17 protein-coding genes are annotated in these 13,561 nt (G+C 69.1%); 6 read left to right on the forward strand and 11 right to left on the reverse strand.

Features of this window, described 5'->3' with window-relative positions; genetic code table 11:
- Positions 1–40 precede the first annotated feature (40 nt).
- The 4 genes from N177_RS06545 to N177_RS06560 are packed head-to-tail and all read left to right on the forward strand — an operon-like array spanning position 41 to position 2,556.
- Positions 41–787, forward strand: a complete 747-nt coding sequence (locus N177_RS06545; RefSeq protein WP_023431485.1) for a DUF899 domain-containing protein — start codon at positions 41–43, stop codon at positions 785–787.
- On the forward strand, positions 784–1,224 hold the full coding sequence (locus N177_RS06550) for a VOC family protein (RefSeq protein ID WP_023431486.1): 441 nt from the start codon (positions 784–786) through the stop codon (positions 1,222–1,224). Before N177_RS06545 ends, N177_RS06550 begins: the two co-directional genes overlap by 4 nt.
- Complete coding sequence (locus N177_RS06555; protein WP_040485307.1) at positions 1,224–1,730, forward strand: DUF1579 domain-containing protein; 507 nt, start codon at positions 1,224–1,226, stop codon at positions 1,728–1,730. Before N177_RS06550 ends, N177_RS06555 begins: the two co-directional genes overlap by 1 nt.
- A 16-nt stretch (positions 1,731–1,746) precedes the next feature.
- Complete coding sequence (locus N177_RS06560; RefSeq protein WP_023431488.1) at positions 1,747–2,556, forward strand: VOC family protein; 810 nt, start codon at positions 1,747–1,749, stop codon at positions 2,554–2,556.
- On the opposite strand, the gene N177_RS20515 is transcribed toward N177_RS06560, so the two are convergent.
- The 5 genes from N177_RS20515 to N177_RS06585 all read right to left on the reverse strand — a co-directional run bounded on the left by N177_RS20515 (position 2,550) and on the right by N177_RS06585 (position 6,124).
- Entirely contained in the window at positions 2,550–3,092 is a 543-nt protein-coding gene (locus N177_RS20515; RefSeq protein WP_023431489.1) for an SH3 domain-containing protein, read from the reverse strand. The two genes, N177_RS06560 and N177_RS20515, sit on opposite strands and share 7 nt — an antisense overlap.
- Before the next feature lie 138 nt (positions 3,093–3,230).
- Complete coding sequence (ppa, locus tag N177_RS06570) at positions 3,231–3,782, reverse strand: inorganic diphosphatase (RefSeq protein ID WP_040485248.1); 552 nt, start codon at positions 3,780–3,782, stop codon at positions 3,231–3,233.
- Between the two features lie 29 nt (positions 3,783–3,811).
- A complete protein-coding gene (locus tag N177_RS06575; RefSeq protein ID WP_023431491.1) occupies positions 3,812–4,321 on the reverse strand; it encodes a GNAT family N-acetyltransferase in 510 nt (169 codons plus the stop codon).
- 121 nt (positions 4,322–4,442) lie between these two features.
- Positions 4,443–5,249: a DUF1194 domain-containing protein gene (locus N177_RS06580; RefSeq protein WP_023431492.1), complete on the reverse strand. Its 807-nt coding sequence runs from the start codon at positions 5,247–5,249 to the stop codon at positions 4,443–4,445.
- A 104-nt stretch (positions 5,250–5,353) separates the two neighbouring features.
- Positions 5,354–6,124: an SDR family NAD(P)-dependent oxidoreductase gene (locus tag N177_RS06585; protein ID WP_040485310.1), complete on the reverse strand. Its 771-nt coding sequence runs from the start codon at positions 6,122–6,124 to the stop codon at positions 5,354–5,356.
- A 185-nt stretch (positions 6,125–6,309) separates the two neighbouring features.
- Here N177_RS06585 and N177_RS06590 point away from each other — a divergent pair, with 185 nt between their 5' ends.
- Positions 6,310–7,200 (forward strand): AraC family transcriptional regulator, encoded by an 891-nt coding sequence (locus N177_RS06590; protein ID WP_023431494.1) that lies wholly within the window; start codon positions 6,310–6,312, stop codon positions 7,198–7,200.
- A 13-nt stretch (positions 7,201–7,213) separates the two neighbouring features.
- Here N177_RS06590 and typA read toward each other — a convergent pair whose 3' ends face one another.
- Positions 7,214–9,037 (reverse strand): translational GTPase TypA, encoded by a 1,824-nt coding sequence (typA, locus tag N177_RS06595; RefSeq protein ID WP_023431495.1) that lies wholly within the window; start codon positions 9,035–9,037, stop codon positions 7,214–7,216.
- Positions 9,038–9,313: 276 nt separating this feature from the next.
- On the opposite strand from typA, the gene N177_RS06600 reads away from it, so the two are divergent.
- The gene (locus N177_RS06600) at positions 9,314–9,964 is read left to right on the forward strand and encodes a glutathione S-transferase family protein (RefSeq protein ID WP_023431496.1); all 651 of its coding nucleotides are present in this window, start codon (positions 9,314–9,316) and stop codon (positions 9,962–9,964) included.
- Positions 9,965–9,988: 24 nt separating this feature from the next.
- Here the strand turns inward: N177_RS06600 and N177_RS06605 are convergent, their stop codons facing one another.
- From N177_RS06605 to N177_RS06625, 5 genes are all read right to left on the reverse strand, one after another.
- Positions 9,989–10,315 carry a 4a-hydroxytetrahydrobiopterin dehydratase gene (locus N177_RS06605; protein ID WP_280113378.1) on the reverse strand — a complete coding sequence of 109 codons (327 nt, stop codon included), beginning with the start codon at positions 10,313–10,315 and terminating at the stop codon, positions 9,989–9,991.
- A 291-nt stretch (positions 10,316–10,606) separates the two neighbouring features.
- On the reverse strand, positions 10,607–11,146 hold the full coding sequence (gene thpR, locus N177_RS06610; protein ID WP_023431498.1) for an RNA 2',3'-cyclic phosphodiesterase: 540 nt from the start codon (positions 11,144–11,146) through the stop codon (positions 10,607–10,609).
- Positions 11,147–11,207: 61 nt separating this feature from the next.
- Positions 11,208–12,257, reverse strand: a complete 1,050-nt coding sequence (locus tag N177_RS06615) for an aldo/keto reductase (RefSeq protein WP_023431499.1) — start codon at positions 12,255–12,257, stop codon at positions 11,208–11,210.
- 51 nt (positions 12,258–12,308) lie between these two features.
- Positions 12,309–12,800, reverse strand: a complete 492-nt coding sequence (locus N177_RS06620; protein WP_023431500.1) for an RICIN domain-containing protein — start codon at positions 12,798–12,800, stop codon at positions 12,309–12,311.
- A gap of 122 nt (positions 12,801–12,922) precedes the next feature.
- Entirely contained in the window at positions 12,923–13,531 is a 609-nt protein-coding gene (locus tag N177_RS06625) for an arylesterase (protein ID WP_244444240.1), read from the reverse strand.
- Positions 13,532–13,561 lie beyond the last annotated feature (30 nt).

Raw genomic sequence — 13,561 nt, forward strand, 5'->3', positions numbered from 1 at the left:
TAAAGGTCAAGGCCGGGCGGGCCCAGCGCAGGAGATCGAAATGCAACGGAATCCGGTCGTCGGACGCGAGGAATGGCTCGAAGCGCGACGGGCGCTTCTGGCGAAGGAGAAGGCCGAGACGCGGATGCGCGACGAGGTGAGGGCGGCGCGGCAGGCCCTGCCGTGGGTTCGGGTGGAGAAGGACTACGTCTTCGGCACGCCGACGGGCCGCAAGAGCCTCGCGGAGCTCTTCGACGGGCGCAGCCAGCTGATCGTCTACCACTTCATGATGGGGCCGGGCTGGAGCGCGGGCTGCGACGGCTGCTCGTTCCTCGCCGACCATCTCGACGGCACGCTGCCCCACCTCAACCACCACGACGTCACCCTGATCGCCGTGTCGCGCGCGCCCCTTTCCGAGATCGAGACATACAAGCGGCGCATGGGCTGGCGCTTTCCCTGGGTTTCGTCGAACGGCAGCGACTTCAACTACGATTTCAACGTCTCCTTCACGCCCGAAGCGATGGCGGCCGATACGGTCTTCTACAATTTCCGCGACACGCCGGTCGAGCGTGCCTTCGAGGAACTGCCGGGCCTCAGCGCCTTCTACCGCGACGAGACCGGCGAGGTCTTCCACACCTATTCGAGCTACGCACGCGGGCCCGAGGAGCTGATCGGCACGCTGATGATCCTCGACCGTGCGCCGAAGGGCCGTAACGAAGAGGGCACGATGGACTTCGTGCGCCGCCACGACGAGTACGAGGCGGCGCCGAAGCCGGACCGCGCCTGCCACGGCGAAGCGGCCGAATGAGGGTCGGCAACGCGCTCGCGGGCCTCGCGGTCCGCGACCTCGTCGATTCCGCCGACTGGTATGCGCGCCTCTTCGGCCGGCCGCACGACGCCTCGCCGATGGAGGGACTCGTGGAATGGCGATTCCCCGGCGGCGGCTGGCTGCAGGTCTTCGCCGACGCCGAGCGGGCCGGGCACGGCTCGGTCACCCTCGCCGTCGCCAATATCGAGGAGACCCGCACCGAGCTCGAGGCGCAGGGGCACCCGATCGAGTGGAGCTTCGACGGCGACATCACGAACGGCGCCGTCATCCGCGATCCCGACGGCAACCGCGTCGTCTTCGCGCAGTCCGTGAACGAAGAGATCAACCCTTCCGCCCACATCGATGGGGCCGGCGAGGGCACGTCAATCAAGGTCCGCCGAGACGGAGCGGGCCCATCAGGGAGGACCACGGCATGATGAACCCCGAACCCCAGGATGAGCACCGCTGGCTCCAGAAGCTCGTCGGCGACTGGACGGTGACGATGAGCGCGGAATGCGGAGCGGCCGGCGAGGCGCCACAGGACGTGAGCTGGTCGGAGACGGTTCGCGCGCTGAACGACCTCTGGATCGTCGGCGAGGGCAGCGGCGCCATGCCCGACGGGACGCCCGTCACGACGATCATCACCCTCGGCTACGACCCGCGCGTGAAGGCGTTCGTCGGCACCTGGATCGGCACGATGATGACCCATATGTGGGTCTATCGCGGCTCGCTCGACGACTCCGGCAAGGTCCTGACGCTCGACTGCGAGGGGCCCGACTTCGAGAACCCGGAGCGGACGCTGCGCTATCAGGACGTCATCACGATCCTCGATGATGACCGCCGGACCCTGACGGGCAGGGTGCAAGGCGCCGACGGCGAGTGGAAGGTGATGATGGTCGCCCACTACACCAGGACGCGGGCGGCGGCCGCCGCCGTCGCCTGAGCGAAAGGACCGACAGATGAGCGACCCCACCGGAACCTTCGTCTGGTACGAGCTGATGACCAGCGATCCCGCCGCCGCCCTCGCCTTCTACGGAAGCGTCGTCGGCTGGACGACGAGCGGCATGCCGATGCCCGGCAAGCCCGACGAGACCTACACGATGCTGCACGCGGGCGACCGGCCCGTGGCGGGTCTCATGGCGCTGCCCGAGGATGTCGCGAGCCAGGGCGGCCGGCCCGGGTGGATCGGCTATGTCGTCGTCGAGGATGTCGACCGGGCGGCGGAGAAGCTCGCCGCCGCGGGCGGGACCGTTCACCGCCAGCCCGCCGACATTCCGGGCGTCGGCCGCTTCGCCGTCGTCGCGGATCCCGCGGGCGCCGTGTTCTGCCCGTTCCGCGGCGCGCCCGAGATGAGCGAGGGGCCCGCGCCCGCGCCGATGGGCACGCCGGGCCATGTCGGCTGGCACGAGCTGATGGGCGGCGAGGTCGACGACAGCCTCGCCTTCTATGGCGGCCTGCTCGGCTGGACGAAGGAGCATGACATGGACATGGGCCCGATGGGCGCCTACCGCCTGTTCGCGGGCCCCGACGGCCAGATGATCGGCGGCATGATGAGGAGGCCTTCCGAGGTGCCTCAGAGCTTCTGGCTCTACTACTTCAACGTGCCGGCGATGGACGCAGCGATCGAGAAGGTGAAGGCCGGCGGCGGGCAGGTGATCAACGGGCCGATGGAGGTGCCGGGCGGCTCGACGATCATCCAGGCGCTCGACCCGCAAGGGGCGATGTTCGCCCTCGTCGCGCCGCCTGCGCAAGGATCGGGCGCTCAGTAGAGCCCGCGGCGGGCGCCGTAGCCGGGATAGGGGTAGAGGCGGTTCGCCCCGCCCGGCGCGCGGCGGGGCTCGACCGGCTCTATCCTAACGGGCGCCGGCGGCCGGTAGGTCGGGGCGGGTGTCTCGTGACGGCCGAACTCGCCCGTCGCCAGGCGATCCTGCCGGCGGTTCGTGCGGGTCTCCCAGCGGTAGCGATCTGGCTCGCCCGCGCGGTCCGTCGGGTCGTATCTGACGACGGGAAGGGCGGAGGAGCGTCCGCTCCGCAGGATGGTCGTGCCCCCGCCAGTGCCTTCGAGCGCGAGGTAGCGGGCCGACGCCCAGCCACGCCGGCCGTTCCAAGCGACCTCGCACCAGGCGAGGTCGGAGAGGCAGCCCTCGACGTCGACCGCCCCGCCGCGCGGGATGGTCGCGATGACGGCGTGGCCGGTTCCGGGCCCCGCGCGCAGGTTCAGGTCGCTCGTGGCGAGCCCCGGCTTCGCCGCAGCCGGGACGGCGGCGATAAGAGCGGCGGCCGTGAGGATCGCGAGGTGCCGCATGAGCTCTGGCTTTCCCGGGCGCGATGGACAATAAGCGCGAACGGAGCACGGAGGCCGGCCGTTCCATCGCGGCTCCTCTCTGAAGGAGCCGCGCGAGGAAGACAGCCGACGCCGACGCGGCCTGGTTCGGGGCCGGCGTCAGCCCGCGGAGGGCTCGAAGCCCTGCTTCTTCGCGCGCTCGATCGAATCGACGATCAGCTGCTTCGCCTCCTCGACCGAGGCCCAGCGCACGACCTTGACCCACTTGCCGCCCTCGAGATCCTTGTAGTGCTCGAAGAAGTGGTTGATCTGGTGGAGAGTGATCTCCGGCAGGTCCTCGTAGGTCGCGATGCGCTCGTAGCGGCGCGTGAGCTTCGTCGTCGGCACGGCGATGATCTTCTCGTCGAGGCCGGACTCGTCCTCCATCAGGAGCGCGCCGACCGGGCGGCAGGCCATCACCGCGCCCGGCACGATCGGCCGCTGGTTCGGGATGAGCACGTCGATCGGATCGCCGTCGTCGGACAGGGTGTGCGGGACGAACCCGTAATTCCCGGGGTATCGCATCGGCGTGTAGAGGAAGCGGTCGACGAACAATGTCCCCGCGGCCTTGTCCATCTCGTACTTGATGGGCTCGCCACCCACCGGGACCTCGATGATGACGTTGATCTCTTCCGGCGGATTCTTCCCGGTCGGAACGGCGTCCAAGCGCATGTCTTACCCTTGAAATTGAGGAAACGGCGTCAAGCCCAGCCGAAGGCGAGCTTCTCGAGCCGCCGATCGGCGAAGCTTTCGTAGGCGCGCGCCACCGTAGCGCCACCGAGCCTCTTGTAAAAGCCGCAGGCGGGCGAATTGTCCGCCAGCGCCCAGATGATCGTGCCCTTGAGGCCGCGGTCCTCGTTGATCGCGCGGACGCGCCCGAAGAGCCGACGCCCGAGGCCGAGCCCCTGGTGCGTGGGACGCAGATAGAGCTCGTAGATCTCGCCGCGATAGGGCAGGCGCGGCACGCGGCTCGGCCCGTGCGTGGCGTAGCCCGCCACCTCGCCGGCGAAGACGAGGACGCTCAGCGTGTCCGACCGCCGGCTCGCGAGCCGGTGCCAGTAGGCCGGCCCCCGTTTCGACAGGATCTTCTCGAGCGACAGCGCCGGCAGGATCCCGGCATAGGCGTTGCGCCACGCCTCGTCGTGCACCGCCGAGATCACCTCCGCATCGCCGGCGCGGCCGGGGCGGACGTCTATGAGATCCGTAGCCATGTCAGAAGGATAGTACCGCGAACGTGGCCGGACAACGACGGAGGGGGCGACTGCGGTGCCGTGCCTCGCAAACCCTCGATCGGAGAGAGGAAAGCCGGGAGGCCGAAATCTCCGGGGTTGCTCACGGCCCGTCCATGCGCATGCGCCAGATCCTCTCCCCGATGTCGCACGGAACCCGCGGCTCGTTCGCGGCCTCCCGCGCGGGCAGGGGCCCGGCGATCTCGAGCACGAGCTTCTGCCGGATGGCGGTGGCGAACTCGCTCGGATCCCGCACCGGGACGATGAAGGCGCCGGGACCGCCGATCACGCAGTCGGCGTAGTAGAGATCGAGGTCGGCGATGTCGAAATAGGCGAAATAGCTCGCGGGCGCGGTCAGGAACGGCAGGCCGTTGATGACGATGCCCTGCGCCACCGCACGGTCGCGGGCCGCCGTCACCCGCTCGCCCTGATTGTTCGGTCCGTCGCCCGAGACGTCGATCACCCGCTTCAGGCCACGGAAGCCGCTGTTCTCGAAGAGGCCCGCGGAAAAGCCGATGGCGCCGGAGATCGACGTCCGGCGCGCCCGGGTGAAGGGAAGGGCCTCGAGCCGCGCGGCGAGCTCGGCCGCCGCGTCCGGACCGTCGACCAGCGTCCAGTCGAGGACCAGGTTCTGGGTGGCGGTGCCCGCCCACTCCACGAAGGCCACCGCGATCCGCTGGTGCAGCCCGCTCGCGATCGCGTTGATCACCCGGGGATCGCGGAAGGCCGCGACGTAGCCTTCCCGCTGCAGCCGCTGTTCCTTGGCGTCCATGCTCATCGAGATGTCGACGGCGATGACGAGCTCGACATCGACCACCGTCTCCGCCGGCTGGGCCGGGAGGCGCGTGGGCAGGGTAAACGAGAGCGCGGCCGCCAGAAGCACGGCCAGCGAGAGGTTCCGTGGCGTCATCGGAGAATGCTACGGCGGAAGCTCGCAGGCGAACAGGGCCGACCGCTTCACGAGTTGGCGAACCGGCGAAAAGCGGCGGCGCCTGATCGCCGGAGGGGACAGGTTCAGAGGTTCTGACCGCCGGAGATCTCGATGCGCTGCGCGGTCATCCAGCCCGTCTCGGGCGAGAGGAGTGCGGCGATCGCCGGACCGATGTCGTCCGGCCGGCCCGCACGGCCCATTGCGGTCGTCGAGGCGACGGAAGCGTTGACCTCGGCGTCGTCGCGTACGAGGCCACCGCCGAAGTCGGTCTCGATGGCGCCCGGAGCGACAGCGTTGACGGCGATGCCGCGGGGGCCGAGCTCCTTCGCGAGATAGCGCGTGAGCACCTCGACCGCGCCCTTCATGGTCCCGTATGCGGCGTAGCCAGGAAGAGCGAACCGCGCGAGGCCGGGGGAGAGGTTCACGATGCGCCCGCCGTCGCGGATCAGCGGGAGCAGCTTCTGGGTGAGGAAGAAGACGCCCTTCACATGGACGTTCATGAGGTCGTCGAACTCGGCCTCGGATGTCTCGGCGAAGGGGCGGTGGACGCCCGTGCCGGCGTTGTTCACGAGACAGTCGAGACCTTCGGTGCCCCAGCTATCGGAAAGGACCGTCCGGAGGCCGTCGACGAAGGCGTCGAAGCCTCCGAGATCCGCCGTGTCGAGCGGCAGCGCGACGGCCGTGCCGCCGAGCGCCTCGATCTCCCAGACCACCTCCGCCGCCGCCGCGCCATTCGCGCGGTAGGTGAGGACGACCCCGGTGCCGGCCCGCGCGAGGGCGAGCGCGGTGCTGCGGCCGAGGCCGCGGCTGCCGCCGGTGACGAGGGCGATGCGGCGCGTGTGTGCGTCGGTCATGATGTTGCATCCCATGTGACGTTGTGGCGATGCATCGGAAGATGCGGGCCGGGCGGCGCGCGCGATTGCCGGATCCTTCGCGGCTCTTGCCCGTTCCTCCAGACTTGTGACGGCCCGCGCCGCCGGGGGATGGCAGCGGGCCGCCCCTGCGCAATACTCCGCCGAGGAACAGCGGAGGCGACATCTTGCCCATAACGCTCAGAGACGGCCTGGCCGCGCTCGCCGAAAGTCACCGCGCCGGCCTCGAGCCCGTGCCGATCGGGCTGGGCGACGTCTCCGTCATGCGCGCGCACGAGCCGTCGGGGCCGCTCTACACGGTCTACGAGCCGGTCTTCTGCCTCGTCGCGCAAGGGGCGAAGCAGGCGACGATCGGGGAGACGATGCACGAGTTCTCCGCCGGCCAGTCGCTCGTGGTCAGCGTCGAGCTGCCGGCGATCGCGCGGGTCGTGCGGGCAAGTCCCGAGGCGCCTTACCTGGCACTCGCCGCCCCGCTGAAACTCGATCTGCTGCGCGAGATCATGGCCGAGATGTCCGGACGGGAGGCGGGCGACGAGGAGAAGACGGCCGCCAGCTACGTGCACGAGGCCGACGAGGAGCTGTTCGAGTGCGGCTCACGGCTGATCCGGCTCGCCTCGCGGCCGGACAGCGCGGCCGTTCTGCTGCCGTCCCTGCTCAGGGAGATGCACTACTGGCTGCTGGCGGGACGGCAGGGCGACAGCCTGCGGCGCATGGCGCGCCCGGACGGACAGGGCGAGCGGGTCGCCCGCGCGGTGCGTCACCTGCGACGGGAATTCGCCCGCCCGATGCGGGTGGAGACCCTCGCGGAGATCGCCCATATGAGCGTCTCCTCGTTCCACCACCACTTCAAGGCCGTCACCTCGATGACGCCGCTGCAATACCAGAAGCAGCTTCGCCTGATCGAGGCCCGGCGGCTCCTGCTCGCCGAGGCGACGAGCGCGGCGCACGCCGCCTACAGCGTCGGCTACGAGAGCGTGCCGCAGTTCACCCGCGAATATGCCCGCATGTTCGGCACGCCGCCGAAGCGGGATGCCGACAGGCTGCGGGCGACGGCGTGAGGGGCCGCGGGCGTCACGCGACGCCGGCCGCCCTCGCCTTCTCGGCGCGCTTGCGGTCGTTGGGATCGAGGTGGATCTTGCGGAGCCTGATCGATTCCGGCGTCACCTCGACGAGCTCGTCGTCGCCGATCCAGGACAGGGCGCGCTCGAGCGTCATGCGGATCGGCGGCGTCAGCCGCACCGCCTCGTCCTTCGAGGTCGTGCGGATGTTCGTCAGCTTCTTGCCCTTGAGGACGTTCACCTCGAGGTCGTTCTCGCGGGTGTGCTCGCCGACGACCATGCCCTGATAGACCTTCGTGCCGGGGTCGATCATCATCGGCCCGCGATCCTCGAGGTTCCACAGCGCGTAGGCCACCGCCTCGCCCGGCTCGTTGGCGATCAGCACGCCGTTGCGGCGGCCGGCGATGTCGCCCTTGTAGGGCGCGTAGGCGTGGAACAGCCGGTTCATCACGGCCGTGCCGCGCGTGTCGGTGAGAAGCTCGCCGAGATAGCCGATCAGGCCGCGCGTGGGGGCGTGGAAGACGAGACGCTGGCGGTTGCCGCCCGACGGCCGCATCTCGATCATGTCGGCCTTGCGCTCCGAGAGCTTCTGCACGACCGAGCCGGCGAACTCCTCGTCGACGTCGATCGTGACCTCCTCGACCGGCTCGAGCGCCTGGCCCGTCTCCGGATCGCGCTTCACGACGACGCGCGGCCGCGACACGGCGAGCTCGAAGCCCTCGCGGCGCATCTGCTCGATGAGGATCGCGAGCTGCAGCTCGCCGCGGCCCGAGACGACGAAGGCATCGGCGTCGGCCGTGTCCTCGATCTTCAGCGCGACGTTGCCCTCGGCCTCCTTGAACAGCCGGTCGCGGATGACGCGGCTCGTCACCTTGTCGCCCTCGGTGCCGGCGAGGGGGCTGTCGTTGACCATGAAGGTCATCGACACGGTCGGGGGGTCGATCGGGTGGGCGGGGATCGGCGCCTCGACCTCGGGCGCGCAGAACGTGTCGGCCACGGTGCCCTTCGTCAGGCCCGCGATCGCCACGATGTCGCCGGCCGAGGCCTCCTCGACGGCGACGCGCTCGATGCCGCGGAAGGCGAGGATCTTCGAGACGCGGCCCGTTTCCACCTGCTTGCCGTCGCGCGCGAGCACCTTCACCGTCTGGTTCGGCTTCAGCGTGCCCGACGTGATGCGGCCGGTGATGATGCGGCCGAGATAGGGGTTGGCCTCGAGGATCGTGCCCAGCATGCGGAACTGGCCCTCTTCGGTCTTCGGTGCCGGCACGTGGGAGAGGACGAGCTCGAACAGCTTGTCCATGCCCTCGACCTGGTCGAGCGCATCGTTCATCCAGCCCTGCTTGCCCGAGCCGTAGAGCACGGGGAAGTCGAGCTGCTCGTCGTCGGCGTCGAGGGCGGCGAAGAGATCGAACACCTCGTTCAGCACCTCGTCGATCCGCGCATCGGGCTTGTCGACCTTGTTGATCGCGACGATCGGCTTCAGGCCCACCTTCAGCGCCTTGCCGACGACGAACTTCGTCTGCGGCATCGGGCCTTCGGCTGCGTCGACGAGCACGATCGCGCCGTCCACCATGTTGAGGATACGCTCGACCTCCGCGCCGAAATCGGCGTGGCCCGGTGTGTCGACGATGTTGATGCGGGTGTCCTTCCAGACGACCGAGGTCGCCTTGGCGAGGATCGTGATGCCGCGCTCGCGCTCGAGGTCGTTTGAATCCATCACGCGCTCCGCGACCTTCTGGTTGTCGCGGAACGTGCCGGACTGCTGGAGCAGCCGGTCGACCAGGGTCGTCTTGCCGTGATCGACGTGAGCGATGATGGCGATGTTGCGAATATTCATGGGGCGATGAACCGTGCCAAAACGAAAAGGCGCGGCACCGTCGCCCGGCCCGCGCGTGAAACCTGTCGCGGCGTTATATACGCGCGTGCCCCCGATTTCGCAAATGCGAAGGTGACGGAAGGGGAAGGTGGCTGCGTGCGGGGCGCGTGTCGGAAGCGGTGAGCCCCATGCGTCCTCGGTTCATAGGCGCGAGAGGCGGGGCACTCGCTTCCCGGCGTCGGTGCAGTCCCGCTGCGGTGCTCTTCGAGAGCGCCGGGCAACCCGCGGAGCAAGCCAATGCCTCCCATCATCACGGCTTTCGAGAGCTCTCCCGATCGCGGCCGGGGACAGGCGCGCGACATGCGCGTGCGCTGGGCGCTCGAGGAAGTCGGCCAGCCTTACGGCGTCCGTCTCGTCTCGTTTAGCGAGATGAAAGAGCCCGGGCATCGGGCGCTTCATCCCTTCGGGCAGATACCGACCTATGAGGAAGGCGATCTCGCCCTGTTCGAGACGGGGGCCATCGTCCTCCACGTCGCCGAACGCCATGCGGGTCTGTTGCCGGACGCCGCTCATGCACGCGCACGCGCGATCGCGTGGATGTTCGCGGCGCTCAACACGGTGGAACCGCCGATCGTCGAGCGCGAAATGGCATTCTACCTCGAGCGGGACAGGATCTGGCACAGGGAGCGCATGCCTATCCTCGAGCAGCGCATCCGCGTGCGGCTCGAGGAGCTGTCGACGCGGCTCGGCGATGGCCCCTGGCTCGACGGCGCCTTCAGCGCCGGCGACCTGCTGATGGTGACGGTGCTGCGCAGGCTGGCGGGATCGCCCGTGCTGGAGGCGTATCCGAACCTCGTCGCCTATGTCGCCCGGGGGGAAGCGCGGCCGGCTTTCGAGCGCGCCTTCGCGGCTCAGCTGGCGGTCTTCACCGCCTCGTCGGGCCTCTGACGAGGGCGGACCGCGATGGCGGCCTCAGCCCTTCGCGTAGGCGTCCATCGACTTCGCGAGCTTGACGTCGAGCTCGGTCAGGCCGCCGGCGTCGTGCGTCGACAGCGTGACGTCGACCCGGTTGTAGACGTTCGACCACTCGGGATGGTGGTTCAGCTTCTCCGCCCGAAGCGCCACGCGCGCCATGAAGCCGAAGGCCTCGTTGAAGGTCTTGAACCTGAAGCTCTTGGCGATCGCGTCGCGGCCCTCGACCGGCTCCCAGCCGTCGAGCTCGGACAGCGCCGCCTCGCGCTCGGTGGCTCCCAGTCTGTCTGCCATGTCGTCCTCCCGTGGCCTCTGGCTCCGGACCAACAGTAGTGTCCGGCGCCCGACGGACAATGCGTTCCGGTCTTGCGGAACAGGGCCCGACTGTTTTACGTTAGGTCATCGCGTTGTCATATCACGCGCTCCGGACGGGACGGCCCAGGCAATGTGCCGCCTTGCGCAGATGGGAGCAGCGGAGACGACGCGGGAACCGAAGGAGCGGAACGACATCCCGAGGTTTGTTCACCGGCCTTCCGGGCGACGGAACGGCCGGCATCCGTGCGGCCAGGGCCGTGCGTTGCCTTCCGGGCAGCTCCGGCACAGCCTCACCTTCTCCCGCTAGCCGCCCTCGAGCGGATATTCCTCCTCCACGACGTAGGGCCCGCCGCCCGTGCTGGCGCGCGCGGAGAAGAGGACGAACTGCGTCACCTCGAAGGGCATCGACATGAACCCGCCCCGGCCCTCGAGATAGCCCGCGACCGAGCCGGCCGAGACGCCGCGGAGGCGCGCGATCATGACGTGGGGCGAGTAGCGGCGCCCCTCCGGCGGCAGGCCTATCATCTGCATGAGCCGCTCGTGCTCGGCCTGGAGCGCGTGAAGGGCCGGCGAGGGCTGGACGGAAGCATGGATCGAGTGGGGCTTTCGCCCGCCGAAGGCGTCGAGCCCGGTGAGCTGCAGCGTGAAGGGACCCCGGCGCACCCGCCGCAGCGCTTCGTGCACCTCCGCCGCCGTGCCGTTCTCGACGTCGCCGATGAAGCGCAGCGTGACGTGATAGTTTTCCGGGTCGATCCACCGCGCGCCCGAGAGGCCGCCGCGCAGCGTCGTCAGGTGCGCGGCCACCGCCTCGGGGATCTCCAGGCCGGTGAACAGGCGGGGCATGAGCGGCCTCCACTGATCCGACGGGCAGGACGGCCGGCAGGGGCCGGCGCGCGCGAAATGCCTACGGGCTCGGATTCTGATGGAGAAGGTGGATCTGGTCGACCCTTTCCTCCAATTCCGCCCTCCAGGGCAGGTCGGCGGCGTCGAGATCTGTGGATAGCTGCTCCGGCGTGCTGGCGCCGATGATGACGGACGTCATGAAGGGCCGCGTCAGCGCGAACCTGATGGCGAGCTGCGAAGGCGGAATGCCCTCTTCCCGGGCGAGCTCCACATAGGCCCTGACCGCGGCCTCGGATCCCGGCTTCTCGTAGCGCTGCAGCCGGTCATAGAGCGCCTTGCGCGAGCCCGCCGGCAGGGCACCGTCGAGATACTTGCCCGTCAGATATCCCTGCGCCAGCACGGAGTAGGCAAGCAGCCCCACCTCTTCGCGCATCGCGATCTCGGCGAGCGCCACCTCGAAGGTCCGGTTCACGAGGCTGTAGGCGTTCTGGATCGACTGGACGCGGGCGAGGCCCTTCGTCTCCGACAGGGCGAGATATCGCATCGTGCCCCAGGCGCTCTCGTTCGAAAGGCCGACATGGCCGATCTTGCCCTCGCGCTGAAGCTCCGTGAGCGCTTCGAGCGTCTCCTCGATCGGCACCTCGTCCGGGGCCGGCTCAGGCGCGCGGTAGATCGTCGGGTTCGATCCGAACTGCGACACCGCCCGGTCGGGCCAGTGCACCTGGAAGAGGTCGATGTGGTCGAGGCCGAGCCGCGTCAGGCCCTTGTCGACGGCCTCGCGCACATGGTCGCGGGAGAGGTTCGCCGGCCTGCCGTCGCGGAACCAGGTGTTCTCCGAGCGCCCGACGACCTTCGAGGCGACGAGCACCCGGTCGCGGTTGCCCCGCGCCCTGATCCACGAGCCGAGGATCCGGTCGGTCGCGCCCTGCGTCTCGGCTTTCGGCGGGATGGGGTAGAGCTCAGCCGTGTCGTAGAGATTGACGCCGCGCTCGAAGGCCATGTCGAGCATGCGATGCCCCTCGGCCTCGGTCCGCTGGTCGCCGAAGACCATCGTGCCGAAGGAGAGCGCGCTCACGCGCAGGTCGGTCCTGCCGAGACGCCGGTATTCCATGAGCCTGCCATGTCGGTTGGAGGTCCGGCACGGCCTCGCGGGCCGGCTGGCCTAGTTGATCTGCCAGAGCTGCCCCGAATAGTCGCCGCAGGGCACGAGGTGAGCGTGGCCGTTCTGCGGACCGCCATTCACGATGTCAAGGCACATGGCCCCGCCGCGGAACTGCGTGGTCAGCCGGTACCAGCCGTTGTCGTTGCGCAGGCTCCAGAGCTGTCCGGAGTAGTTGCCGCAGGGGTTGAGCACGACGAAATCGTTGTTCGCACCGCCGTTGACGACGTCGAGGCACATGCCGGCGCCCCGGAACTCCGTCGTCAGGCGATGGAAGTCGCCGTCGCGCGTGACCTTCCAGTTCTGGCCCGAGTAGTTGCCGGCGGGCCGAATGACCGCGAAATTGTCGTAGGGCCCGCCATTGGTGATATCCAGCACCCGATCCCGCCCGAGCCACTGCGTCCACAGACGCGCCCATTCGGCCGCCTGCGCGGCTGGCGATGCGGCGCAAGCCAACACGACGGCGAGCGCCGTGACCTTCGAGATTTCGAACATGCGTCCCCCTTGCCCCCGAACCGTCCGATCCCCCTCGGACGGTCATGGCAGGCGAGACTACAGCCACGGAGCGGCGGCTGTCCTGCCGGAATTCGCGGCGCAAACCGGCAAAGGCTGCCGGGTCAGTCGGCGCGAGCCGCTTCGATGCGCGCGATGAACTCCTCGACGGTCGGCAGGATGCGCTCGACGATGACGGCGACGCCGTCGGCGGTGGGGTGAAGGCCGTCGTCCTGGATCAGGCTGTCGTTCAGAGCGACGCCGTCCATGAAGAAGGGATAGAGGAGCGTGTCGTGCTCCTCGGCCAGCTCCGGGAAGATCGCATTGAACCGCCGGCCGTAATCCTGCCCGAGATTGGGGGCTGCGAACATGCCGGCGAGCAGGATCGGGAGGTCCCTGTCCGTCAGCCGCGTCAGGATCTCGTCGAGATTCTCGCGCGTCCTCGCCGGATCGAGGCCGCGCAGCATGTCGTTCGCGCCGAGCTCCACGATCACGCCGTCGACATCCTCCGGCACGGCCCAGTCGAGCCGCTCGAGGCCCGCGGCCGTCGTGTCGCCGGAGACGCCGGCGTTCCGGATCGTGACGTCGTGGCCCTTCTCGCGGAGCGCCGCCTCGAGCTGCGCGGGGAAGCTCTCGTTCTGGGCAAGCCCGTAGCCCGCCGTCAGGCTGTCGCCGAACGCGACGATGTCGACGGCCTCGGCCGCCGCCGGCCGGCTGAATGCGATGAAGGCCAAAAGAAGCACAACCACGTATTGTTGAACAAC

The sequence above is a fragment of the Lutibaculum baratangense AMV1 genome (assembly GCF_000496075.1).
GTDB lineage: Bacteria > Pseudomonadota > Alphaproteobacteria > Rhizobiales > Tepidamorphaceae > Lutibaculum > Lutibaculum baratangense.

What these genes read in the sequence shown, in the direction of transcription:
- N177_RS06545 (WP_023431485.1), top strand. Translation starts at nt 41, where the DNA reads ATGCAACGGAATCCGGTCGTCGGACGCGAGGAATGGCTCGAAGCGCGA.
- N177_RS06550 (WP_023431486.1), top strand. Translation starts at nt 784, where the DNA reads ATGAGGGTCGGCAACGCGCTCGCGGGCCTCGCGGTCCGCGACCTCGTC.
- N177_RS06555 (WP_040485307.1), top strand. Translation starts at nt 1,224, where the DNA reads ATGAACCCCGAACCCCAGGATGAGCACCGCTGGCTCCAGAAGCTCGTC.
- N177_RS06560 (WP_023431488.1), top strand. Translation starts at nt 1,747, where the DNA reads ATGAGCGACCCCACCGGAACCTTCGTCTGGTACGAGCTGATGACCAGC.
- N177_RS20515 (WP_023431489.1), bottom strand. Translation starts at nt 3,092, where the DNA reads ATGCGGCACCTCGCGATCCTCACGGCCGCCGCTCTTATCGCCGCCGTC.
- ppa (WP_040485248.1), bottom strand. Translation starts at nt 3,782, where the DNA reads ATGCGCTTGGACGCCGTTCCGACCGGGAAGAATCCGCCGGAAGAGATC.
- N177_RS06575 (WP_023431491.1), bottom strand. Translation starts at nt 4,321, where the DNA reads ATGGCTACGGATCTCATAGACGTCCGCCCCGGCCGCGCCGGCGATGCG.
- N177_RS06580 (WP_023431492.1), bottom strand. Translation starts at nt 5,249, where the DNA reads ATGACGCCACGGAACCTCTCGCTGGCCGTGCTTCTGGCGGCCGCGCTC.
- N177_RS06585 (WP_040485310.1), bottom strand. Translation starts at nt 6,124, where the DNA reads ATGACCGACGCACACACGCGCCGCATCGCCCTCGTCACCGGCGGCAGC.
- typA (WP_023431495.1), bottom strand. Translation starts at nt 9,037, where the DNA reads ATGAATATTCGCAACATCGCCATCATCGCTCACGTCGATCACGGCAAG.
- N177_RS06600 (WP_023431496.1), top strand. Translation starts at nt 9,314, where the DNA reads ATGCCTCCCATCATCACGGCTTTCGAGAGCTCTCCCGATCGCGGCCGG.
- thpR (WP_023431498.1), bottom strand. Translation starts at nt 11,146, where the DNA reads ATGCCCCGCCTGTTCACCGGCCTGGAGATCCCCGAGGCGGTGGCCGCG.
- N177_RS06615 (WP_023431499.1), bottom strand. Translation starts at nt 12,257, where the DNA reads ATGGAATACCGGCGTCTCGGCAGGACCGACCTGCGCGTGAGCGCGCTC.
- N177_RS06620 (WP_023431500.1), bottom strand. Translation starts at nt 12,800, where the DNA reads ATGTTCGAAATCTCGAAGGTCACGGCGCTCGCCGTCGTGTTGGCTTGC.